The sequence below is a fragment of the Pseudomonas sp. NPDC085632 genome (genome assembly GCF_044541255.1).
In the GTDB taxonomy this organism is placed as follows: Bacteria; Pseudomonadota; Gammaproteobacteria; order Pseudomonadales; family Pseudomonadaceae; genus Aquipseudomonas.
In genome coordinates, this window is the sequence record NZ_JBITSX010000080.1 from 1 (window position 1) to 11,192 (window position 11,192).

The 11,192-nt window shown below is 59.9% G+C and carries 8 protein-coding genes; all 8 read right to left on the reverse strand.

The window, feature by feature from the left end:
- On the reverse strand, positions 1–294 hold a 294-nt coding region (locus ACIF4X_RS28330; protein ID WP_397484593.1), incomplete at its 3' end, for a S1 RNA-binding domain-containing protein.
- 119 nt (positions 295–413) lie between these two features.
- Positions 414–1,103 carry a (d)CMP kinase gene (cmk, locus tag ACIF4X_RS28335; protein WP_397484595.1) on the reverse strand — a complete coding sequence of 230 codons (690 nt, stop codon included), beginning with the start codon at positions 1,101–1,103 and terminating at the stop codon, positions 414–416.
- Positions 1,100–3,307, reverse strand: coding sequence for a bifunctional prephenate dehydrogenase/3-phosphoshikimate 1-carboxyvinyltransferase (locus ACIF4X_RS28340; RefSeq protein ID WP_397484596.1), 2,208 nt, complete (start codon positions 3,305–3,307; stop codon positions 1,100–1,102). Before ACIF4X_RS28340 ends, cmk begins: the two co-directional genes overlap by 4 nt.
- Before the next feature lie 28 nt (positions 3,308–3,335).
- Positions 3,336–4,448, reverse strand: coding sequence for a histidinol-phosphate transaminase (gene hisC / locus ACIF4X_RS28345; protein WP_397484597.1), 1,113 nt, complete (start codon positions 4,446–4,448; stop codon positions 3,336–3,338).
- A 13-nt stretch (positions 4,449–4,461) separates the two neighbouring features.
- Positions 4,462–5,556: a prephenate dehydratase gene (pheA, locus tag ACIF4X_RS28350; protein WP_007908404.1), complete on the reverse strand. Its 1,095-nt coding sequence runs from the start codon at positions 5,554–5,556 to the stop codon at positions 4,462–4,464.
- Complete coding sequence (gene serC, locus ACIF4X_RS28355; RefSeq protein WP_397484598.1) at positions 5,556–6,641, reverse strand: 3-phosphoserine/phosphohydroxythreonine transaminase; 1,086 nt, start codon at positions 6,639–6,641, stop codon at positions 5,556–5,558. Before serC ends, pheA begins: the two co-directional genes overlap by 1 nt.
- Positions 6,642–6,870: 229 nt before the next feature.
- On the reverse strand, positions 6,871–9,645 hold the full coding sequence (gene gyrA, locus ACIF4X_RS28360; RefSeq protein WP_397484599.1) for a DNA gyrase subunit A: 2,775 nt from the start codon (positions 9,643–9,645) through the stop codon (positions 6,871–6,873).
- Positions 9,646–10,068: 423 nt separating this feature from the next.
- Positions 10,069–11,139: an S-methyl-5-thioribose-1-phosphate isomerase gene (gene mtnA, locus ACIF4X_RS28365; RefSeq protein WP_397484600.1), complete on the reverse strand. Its 1,071-nt coding sequence runs from the start codon at positions 11,137–11,139 to the stop codon at positions 10,069–10,071.
- Between the last annotated feature and the right edge of the window lie 53 nt (positions 11,140–11,192).

Consider the following 11,192-nt stretch of genomic DNA (forward strand, 5'->3'; position numbering starts at 1 on the left):
GATCCAGCATTCAGCGCGCTTGGCTTTTTCACGGGACAGCTTGGTTTCACCGAAACCGTCTTCAACCGAGTCCAGCGCAACGTGAACTTCGTCACCGACATTGATAGTCAGATCGCCAGCGTCGTTGTAGAACTGCTCAAGCGGGATGAGTGCTTCAGACTTCAGGCCAGCGTGAACGGTTACCCAGCGAGCTTGGTAATCGATATCAACGATAACACCGGTGATGATGGAGCCTGCCTGAAGGTTCAGGGTTTTTAGGCTTTCTTCAAAGAGTTCCGCAAAGCTTTCGCTCATTTTAATTCCTGTAAATGAGGGCGAAGGATACGCCCATCTCCACACCCCAGACGGTGTGGGTTAGTTTCATATAGAAGAAGCGCCGCAGGACTATGACTGGTCCCCTGCCGCCTTCTTGGTCACCCGGCGATATCGCGAATGGCGATCTCGCTCATGATGCGTTCAAGCACCTGATCGATGGACAACTCCGTGGAATCCAGCTGTATGGCGTCAGCCGGCGGCTTGAGCGGGGCTACCGCTCGCTGGGTGTCACGCTCATCGCGTGCACGGATCTCATCTAGCAGACTCGACAGACTAACACCCTCGACTTTGCCCTTCAACTGCAAATATCGACGGCGCGCTCTCTCCTCGGCACTGGCGGTCAGGAAAATCTTCAGCGGTGCATCCGGAAAGACGACCGTACCCATGTCGCGACCATCAGCGACTAGTCCCGGCGCTTCCTGGAATGCACGCTGACGCTGCAGCAGCGCCTCGCGTACAGCGGGCAATGCAGCCACCTGCGAAGCACCCGAACCGACGCTTTCGGTACGGATGACATCGCTGACTTCATCACCTTCCAGAATGATGCGCTGCAACTGACCTTCGGTCGCCGCAATAAACTGAACATCCAGATGAGCGGCGAGTTTTTTCAGCAGCTCTTCATTGGTCAGGTCGACACCATGGTTGTGCGCAGCAAATGCCAGCAGGCGATAAAGCGCACCGGAGTCCAGCAGGTTCCAGCCCAGACGCTTGGCCAGAATCCCGGCTACGGTGCCTTTGCCCGAACCGCTTGGCCCATCAATGGTGATGACCGGTGCAATGTTTTTCACGACTGAGCCTCTTGTGCCACACGAATACCGACCTGCCCGCACAGTGCGAGGAAGTTCGGGAACGACGTCGCGACGTTCGCGCAATCATGGATGCGGATCGGTGCAGTGGCACGCAGGGAGGCCACACTGAAGGCCATCGCAATACGGTGATCGCCGTGACCATGCACTTCGCCGCCGCCAATCTGGCCGCCGTCGATGATGATGCCGTCCGGGGTCGGCTGGCATTTAACGCCCAGCGCCAGTAAACCGTCCGCCATCACCTGAATGCGATCCGATTCCTTGACCCGCAGCTCTTCGGCGCCGGTCAGCACGGTGCGCCCTTCGGCACAGGCAGCGGCGACGAACAACACCGGGAATTCGTCGATCGCCAGTGGAACCAGCGCCTCAGGAATCTCGATACCTTTGAGTTTAGCTGCTCGCACGCGCAGGTCAGCCACAGGCTCGCCGCCGACTTCGCGCTGGTTTTCCAGAGTGATGTCCGCGCCCATGAGACGCAGGATGTCGATCACGCCGGTGCGGGTCGGGTTGATGCCGACGTGCTCAAGCACCAGCTCCGAACCTTCGGCGATCGAGGCCGCTACAAGGAAGAACGCCGACGACGAGATGTCGCCCGGCACTTCAATGTGAGTTGCAGTCAGCTTGCCGCCAGACTCAACCGAAGCCGTAGCGCCTTCAACGTTCACCGAATAACCGAAACCGCGCAGCATGCGCTCGGTGTGATCGCGAGTCGGCGCCGGCTCGGTCACGGTGGTCTTGCCTTCAGCGTACAGACCGGCGAGCAGCAGGCAGGATTTCACCTGAGCACTGGCCATCGGCATGGTGTACGTCAGGCCTTTAAGCTTGTGACCACCACGAATGGTCATCGGTGGACGACCTTCGGCAGCAGTTTCGATCACGGCGCCCATTTCGCGCAGCGGATTGGCCACGCGGTTCATCGGACGCTTGGACAGCGAGGCATCCCCCGTCAAAACGCTGTCGAAGTTCTGCGCCGCCAGCAGGCCGGACAGCAGACGCATCGAAGTGCCGGAGTTGCCCAGATAGATCGGGCCCGGCGCCGGCTTCAGGCCATGCAGACCGACACCGTGGATGGTTACGCGGCCGTGGTGCGGGCCTTCGATGACCACGCCCATGTCGCGGAACGCCTGCAAGGTCGCCAAGGCGTCTTCGCCCTCAAGGAAGCCTTCGACTTCAGTGACGCCTTCGGCCAGCGAGCCGAGCATGATCGAACGGTGGGAAATGGATTTGTCACCCGGTACGCGAATCCGACCGGACAGGCGGCCACCAGGTTGAGCCAGGAAGATCAGATCGTTGGAATTCATAGCGTCCACATAGGCCCTGCGGGCCAGGATTTTACTGAAATGCTCGCGGGCAACCCGGGCGCGCGTGAAAACGCCCAACAATTGGTGCCCATCCCCTGCATCGACCGCGTCGCGCAAGGCGTCGAGGTCGCTGCGAAATGTATCGAGTGTGCGCAGGACAGCCTCGCGGTTGGCGAGGAAGATGTCGTGCCACATAACCGGGTCGCTTCCGGCGATTCTTGTGAAATCGCGGAAACCGCCCGCAGCGTAACGGAAGATCTCAAGATTTTCATTGCGCTTGGCCAACGAGTCGACCAGACCGAAAGCCAGCAGGTGTGGCAAATGACTGGTTGCGGCCAGTACCTCATCGTGACGCTCGACCTGCATGTGCTCGACGTCGGCGCCCAGTTCGCGCCACAGACGATCAACCACTGCCAACGCAGCCGGATCGGTTTGCTCAAGTGGCGTGAGGATAACCTTGTGGCGACGGAACAGCTCGGCATTGGAGGCTTCCACCCCGCTCTGCTCGGAACCGGCAATCGGATGGCCCGGCACGAAACGCGGCGGCATCGCACCAAACGCCTCGGTTGCCGCGCGCACGACATTGCCCTTGGCGCTGCCGACATCAGTCAGAATTGCCGAGCCCAGATCCATGCTCGCGAGACGCGCGAGCACTTTTTCCATGGCCAGAATCGGCACGGCCAATTGAATTACGTCAGCACCCTGGCAAGCCGCAGCCAAGTCCTCTTCACAACGATCAACCACGCCCAACTCGACCGCCAGCTTGCGCGATTGTGGATCGAGATCGACCCCGACCACTTCACGGCACACACCGCTTTCACGCAAGCCTTTGGCAAACGAACCACCGATCAACCCCAGACCGACCACCACAAGGCGACCGATCATAGGTGCAGCAGATTGCATTGCAGTGACATCACCCACGAGCCAGAACCTTACGCAGCGCTTCAAGGAAGCGACTGTTTTCCGCCGGCAGACCGATAGTCACACGCAGATGGTTCGGCATGCCGTAATTGGCCACCGGACGTACGATCACGCCTTCGCTCAGCAAGCCCTGGAACACAGGGGCTGCAACCTGGCCGAGATCGACGCAGATAAAGTTGCCTTTCGACTCGATCCAGCCAAGACCCAGCTCACGGAAACCGGCCTGCAACTGCTGCATGCCCGACTCGTTGAGCTGACGGCTTTGCGCCAGATACTCCTCATCCTTCAACGCTGCGCAGGCTGCTGCCAACGCGAGACTGTTGACGTTGAACGGCTGGCGAACACGGTTCAGCACATCTGCAACAACCGGAGTCGACAAACCGTAACCAACGCGCAACGCCGCCAGACCGTAGGCCTTGGAGAACGTGCGCGAGACCAGCAGATTCGGGTAAGCAGCGAGGAAATCCAGACCATCCGGCAGATCGCTGCCTTCGGCGTACTCGATATAAGCCTCGTCGAGTACCACCAGCACATGCTCCGGAACATCCTGCAGGAACTCGTCCAGCGCTTCAGCGCCGAACCAGGTGCCGGTCGGGTTGTTCGGGTTGGCGATGAATACCACGCGGGTATTGGCATCGATGGCCGCGAGCATTGCCGGCAGGTCATGCCCCCAATCCTTGGCCGGCACTACTTTGGCTTGCGCGCCGACTGCCTGAGTGGCGATCGGGTACACAGCGAAAGCGTGCTCACTGAACACCGCATTGAGGCCCGGCGCCAGGTAGGCGCGCGCGACCAGTTCAAGAATGTCGTTGGAACCATTGCCCAGCGTGACCTGATTCAGCTCGACGCGGCACTGTTCGGCCAGCAGCGATTTCAGCGCAAAACCATTGCCATCCGGATAGCGGGTCAGCTCGGCGAGCTCTTCGCGGATCGCCGCCAAGGCTTTTGGACTGGCGCCCAGCGGGTTTTCGTTGCTGGCCAGTTTGACGATTTTTGCCGGATCCAGATCCAGCTCGCGCGCCAGTTCGTCCACAGGCTTGCCCGGAACGTACGGCGAAAGTTGTTGCACGCCCGGCTGTGCCAGAGCGAGGAAATTGCCACTCATTTGCTACCGCCCCTTAGAGAACTGCTTTCGGGTAGGAACCCAGCACTTTGAGTGCTACTGCTTCCTGACTGATCTTTTCCAGCACACCTTTGATCAACGGATCACGGTGATGGCCGACGAAGTCGATGAAGAACACGTAGGTCCATTTGCCGCTGCGCGACGGACGGGTTTCGATACGGGTCAGGTCGATCCCGTTGTCGTGGAACGGCACCAGCAACTCATGGAGCGCACCGGGTTTGTTGCTCATGGACACGATGATCGAGGTCTTGTCGTCGCCGGTCGGCGGCACTTCCTGGTTGCCGATCATCAGGAAGCGCGTCGAGTTGTCGGGACGGTCTTCGATCTTCTCGGCCAGACGGGTCAGGCCATACAGCCCCGCCGCCATGTCACCGGCAATCGCCGCCGAATTCCACTCACCTTTAACCCGCTTGGCCGCTTCGGCATTACTCGACACCGCCACGCGCTCGACATTCGGGTAATGCGCGTCCAGCCATTTACGGCACTGAGCCAGCGACTGCGCATGGGAATAGATGCGGCTGATGCTGTCGGTCTTGGTGTTTTCACCGACCAACAGGTGATGGTGAATACGCAACTCGACTTCGCCACAGATGACCATGTCGTGTTCGAGGAAGCTGTCGAGCGTGTGGTTGACCGCGCCTTCGGTGGAGTTTTCCACCGGGACCACGCCAAAATTCACCGCACCGGCCGCCACTTCACGGAACACTTCGTCGATCGCCGCCATCGGCTTGCTGATGACGGCGTGGCCGAAGTGCTTCATCGCTGCGGCTTGGGTGAAGGTGCCCTCAGGGCCGAGGTAAGCCACTTTCAGTGGCTGCTCAAGCGCCAGGCACGACGACATGATCTCGCGGAACAACCGCGCCATCTCTTCGTTGCCCAATGGCCCCTGATTGCGCTCCATCACCCGCTTGAGCACCTGAGCTTCGCGCTCGGGACGATAGAACACCGGCACTTCGCCTTCGGCCAGCGAGGCCATCTTTACTCGCGCGACTTCCTGGGCGCAACGCGCACGCTCACTGATCAGCTCCATGACTTTGGTGTCCAGAGCATCAATGCGAACGCGCAGTGCCTTGAGTTCTTGCTCGGACATCAGCCGTGTTCCTTCTCGAATTCAGCCATGTACGCCACCAGCGCGTTAACCGCAGTGATGTCGACGGCGTTGTAGATGGAGGCGCGCATGCCGCCCACGGAGCGGTGGCCCTTCAGATTGAGCAAGCCACGCTCTTCGGCACCGACGAGGAATGGCTTGTCGAGACGATCGTCGGCCAGACGGAACGGCACGTTCATCCACGAGCGATCCGACTTGTTGATCGGGTTGCTGTAGAGGCCGCTGGCGTCGATGAAGTCGTACAGCGTGCGCTGCTTGACGTCGTTGAGCCTGGCGATGGCTTCAACGCCACCCTGCTCTTTCAGCCACTGGAACACCAAGCCGGACAAGTACCAGGCCAGGGTCGGCGGGGTGTTGTACATCGAGCCGTTATCCGCTGCGACTTTGTAGTCGAGCATGGTCGGGCACAGCGCGCGCGCCTTGCCGAGCAGGTCTTCGCGGATGATGTTGACGACGATGCCGCTCGGGCCGATGTTCTTCTGTGCGCCGGCGTAGATCATGCCGAAACGCGAGATATCGACCGGGCGCGAGAGGATGTCCGAAGACATGTCAGCCACCAGCGGCACATCACCGACTTCCGGGATCCACTGGAATTCCAGACCGCCGATGGTTTCGTTCGGCGCGTAGTGAACGTAAGCGGCGTCTTTCGACAGCTTCCACTCGTTCTGGCCCGGGATGGCAAAATAGTCGTAAGGCTTGGCGGTAGCGGCAACGTTGACGTGGCCGTAGCGCGAGGCTTCTTCGATGGCTTTCTGCGACCAGATACCGGTGTCGATATAATCGGCCGAGCCGCCTTCAGGTAACAGGTTCAGTGGAATTTGCGCAAACTGCTGGCTGGCGCCACCTTGCAGAAACAGCACTTTGTAGTTCGACGGGATATTCAGCAGGTCACGCAGATCCTGCTCGGCCTGAGTGGCGATGGACACGAACTCATCACTGCGATGGCTCATTTCCATGACCGACAGACCCTTGCCGTGCCAATCAAGGAGTTCACCCTGGGCGCGCTGCAGGACAGCTTCAGGAAGCGCCGCAGGACCGGCGCAGAAGTTATAGGCTCGCTTGCTCACATCCAATCTCGCTCTGATTTGGTGGTCACTTAAATCTTTTGGTCTGCGGACGATCGTTCCCACGCTCTGCGTGGGAATGCATCCAATGACGCTCTGCGTCATGGGACGCGGAGCGTCCCGAGCGGCATTCCCACGCAGAGCGTGGGAACGATCCCGTGCAGTGTTGCAAATTTTCAAACAGGACAAATAACAAGGGGGCGAATTCTCATCCGCCCCCTCGTTTGCCCGCTTATTCTTGCGGTTCTTCGTCTGCTGCGGCGTCGAGTTGCTGGTCTTCGCCAGCATCGTCGTTTACGACAGTGCCTTCGAATTCCTCGCCCTCTTCACCTTCAAGCTCTTCACCTTCGACTTCCGAAGGCTCCTGAACCCGCTCCAGCCCGACCAGGGTTTCATCCTTGGCCAGCTTGATCAGTGTGACGCCCTGAGTGTTACGGCCCAGGCTCGACACTTCGTCGACACGGGTACGCACCAGAGTGCCCTGATCGGAGATCAGCATGATTTCTTCGCCATCCTGCACCTGAACCGCACCGACCAGACGGCCGTTACGCTCGTTGCTGACCATGGCGATAACACCCTGACCGCCACGCTTGTATTCAGGGAACTCGGTGATCGCCGTACGCTTGCCGTAGCCGCGCTCGGAGGCGGTGAGGATTTCGCTGCCTTCTTCCGGAATCAGCATGGAGATCAGCTTCTGCCCTTCCGGCAGACGCATACCACGCACACCGCGGGCGGTACGGCCCATGGCGCGAACTTCGGATTCCTTGAAGCGCGTCACTTTGCCGCCGTCGGAGAACAGCATGATTTCCTGCTCGCCATCGGTGATGGCAGCGGAGATCAGGATGTCGCCTTCGTCCAGCTCCAGCGCAATCAGACCAACGCTGCGCTGACGGCTGAAGGCCACCAGCGGGGTCTTCTTCACGGTACCGTTGGCGGTCGACATGAAGATGAACGGCGCTTTTTTGCGATCAGCAGCCTTGATACGCGCACGACGTTCTTCGTCGGTCTCGTTGCTGTTTTCGATGTCTTCTACATCAACCTCAACGCCTTCAGCCTCTTCTTCTTCAGCCTGACGCTTCATGGCTTCGAGATCGACTGGCAGCATAGTGGTGATGTATTCGCCTTCGCTCAACGGCAGAAGATTGACCAGCGGACGACCACGGGCAGCGCGGGAGGCTTCCGGAATCTCGTAGGTCTTGAGCCAGTACACCTTGCCCTTGCTGGAGAACAGCAACAGCGTGGTGTGGCTGTTGGCAACCAGCAGGTGAGCGATGTAGTCCTCATCCTTGACGCCAGTGGCCGACTTGCCTTTACCGCCACGACGCTGAGCCTGGTACGCAGCCAAAGGCTGAGTCTTGGCGTAGCCACCGTGGGAGATGGTCACAACACGCTCTTCTTCCGGGATCATGTCACCCAGGGTCAGGTCGAGGCGGGCATCGAGAATTTCGGTGCGGCGCACGTCGCCGTATTCGGCACGAATCACTTCCAGCTCTTCGCGGATCACTTCCATCAGGCGCACAGCGCTGTTGAGGATGCGGATCAGCTCGCCGATCTGGTTGAGGATCTCTTGATACTCGGCCAGCAGTTTTTCGTGTTCCAGACCGGTCAGACGGTGCAGACGCAGTTCCAGAATGGCTTGCGCCTGTTCTGGCGACAGGAAGTACTTGCCTTCGCGCAGACCGTATTGTGGATCGAGGTTTTCCGGACGGCACGAATCGGCACCGGCACGCTCAACCATCGCCACCACCGCCGAGGATTCCCACGGCGTGCTGATCAGCGCTTCTTTAGCTTCCGACGGGGTCGGCGAAGCCTTGATCAGGGCGATAACCGGGTCGATGTTCGACAGGGCAACGGCCTGACCTTCAAGAATGTGGCCACGCTCACGCGCTTTGCGCAGTTCGAACACGGTACGGCGGGTGACCACTTCGCGACGGTGACGGACGAAGGCTTCCAGCAGATCCTTGAGGTTCAGGATGCGTGGGCGGCCGTCGATCAGCGCAACGATGTTGATGCCGAATACCGATTGCAGCTGGGTCTGCGCGTAGAGGTTGTTGAGGATCACCTCAGGCACTTCGCCGCGACGCAGTTCGATCACGACGCGCATACCGTCCTTGTCGGACTCGTCGCGCAGTTCGGTGATGCCTTCGAGCTTCTTCTCTTTGACCAGCTCGGCGATCTTCTCGATCAGACGCGCCTTGTTCAACTGGTAAGGGAGTTCGGTGATGACGATCTGCTGACGGCCACCGACCTTGTCGATGTCTTCAATGATCGAGCGGGCGCGCATATAAATGCGCCCGCGACCGGTGCGGTAGGCTTCGATGATGCCGGCGCGACCGTTGATGATCGCGGCGGTCGGGAAGTCCGGACCGGGGATGTACTGCATCAGCTCGTCGACGGTCAGCTCAGGGTTGTCGATGAGCGCCAGGCAACCGTCGATGACTTCACCGAGGTTGTGCGGCGGGATGTTGGTCGCCATGCCCACGGCGATACCGCTGGAGCCGTTGACCAGCAGGTTGGGGATACGGGTCGGCATGACCGCCGGGATCATTTCGGTGCCGTCGTAGTTCGGCACCCAGTCCACGGTTTCTTTGTGCAGGTCGGCCAGCAACTCATGCGCCAGCTTGGTCATGCGCACTTCGGTGTATCGCATGGCCGCAGCGTTGTCGCCGTCGACCGAACCGAAGTTGCCCTGACCGTCTACCAGCAGGTAGCGCAGGGAGAAAGGCTGGGCCATACGAACGATGGTGTAATACACCGCGGTATCACCGTGCGGGTGATACTTACCGATCACGTCGCCGACAACACGGGCAGATTTCTTGTACGGCTTGTTGTAGTCGTTGCCCAGCTCGCTCATCGCGAACAGTACGCGACGGTGCACGGGCTTGAGGCCATCGCGCGCATCCGGCAGTGCACGGCCGACGATTACGCTCATCGCGTAGTCGAGGTAGGACTGCTTCAGCTCGTCTTCGATATTGACCGGGAGGATTTCTTTGGCCAGTTCGCCCATGAGAAGCCTGATTCCTTTTTCTGGTGAAACTTCGTCATATCCATATGGGACCAACGAAGCTCGTCGGGGCCGGCCGAGTGCCATGCGCCGACTTACGACAAATCAACACTGGATCGCGGATTTGCGCAGTAAAGACAGCTCCGTGGAGCTGCCTCGGAAAACGCCGGATGTTATCACAAAGGCCGCCACGCACCTATCCCCCTGATGCGCATGGAGCATAGTTAGTTGACCGGTGACAGGCTTAACGGGGACGAGAGAAGCTCAGAGCTTCTTTGAATGCAGAATTGGGGCTTGGTTTAGCGATGTTTATTGACTTTTAGGGCCTCATCGCTGGCAAGCCAGCTCCCACAAGATCAGTGGCGAGCACAAAACCTGTGGGAGCTGGCTTGCCAGCGACGGCGTCCGAACAGACGCCAAAGCCAATCAATGCAGGCGTTTGCGGCACATCAACTGGGCCATTTTCGCGGTATCCGGGCGTTCGACGATGCCCTTTTCGGTGACGATCGCGTCGATGAGATCCGCCGGCGTCACGTCAAACACCGGGTTGAACGCTTCAACGTCCGCACCGACGCGCTTGCCGCCCACTTCGAGCAATTCGGCACCATCACGCTCCTCGATCGGGATGTCATCGCCACTGGCCAGATTCATGTCGATGGTCGAACTCGGTGCCACCACCATGAAACGCACGCCGTGGTGCATGGCGTTGACCGCCAGTTGGTAGGTGCCGATCTTGTTCGCCACGTCACCGTTGGCCGTGATGCGGTCAGCACCAACGATCACCCAGGTCACACCCTTGGTTTTCATGATGTGCGCGGCGGCGGAGTCGGCATTCAGCGTGACCGGGATGCCTTCATTGGCCAGTTCCCACGCGGTCAAGCGCGAGCCCTGCAGCCACGGACGGGTTTCGTCGGCGTAAACACGCTCGACCATGCCTTCCAGATAAGCCGCACGAATCACCCCCAGCGCGGTACCGAAGCCGCCGGTGGCCAGCGCGCCGGTATTGCAGTGGGTCAGAATCGCCTGCGCATTGCCCTGATGCTTGCGGATCAGGTCGACGCCCAACTGAGCCATGGTCAGGTTGGCTTCGCGGTCGCTTTCATGGATGGCGATGGCTTCCGCTTCCAGCGCTGCCAGCGGATCGGCGTTCTCTTTCAAGCGATCAAGGCGATCGTGCATGCGGCCAAGTGCCCAAAACAGGTTGACCGCCGTCGGACGGGAATCGGCCAGCAAGGCGAAATCCTCTTCCAGCGCCGCGTACCAATCGCCACCTTCGGCGATCCGCGCGCGGGCCGCGAGGACGATGCCATAAGCGGCACTGATGCCAATGGCCGGCGCGCCACGCACCACCATCGAGCGAATCGCTTCAGCCACGCCAGCGGCGCTGGTGTAGGCAATCCACGTTTCCTCGAACGGCAAAATACGCTGATCCAGCAGGTGGAGCGCGCCATCTCGCCAATCGAGCCAGACACCGTAAGGTCGCGCGACGGGAATCATCAGCGCCGCGCCCAGCAGGCGCGCGTGCAGAACCTGATCCCACGCCATGCCGG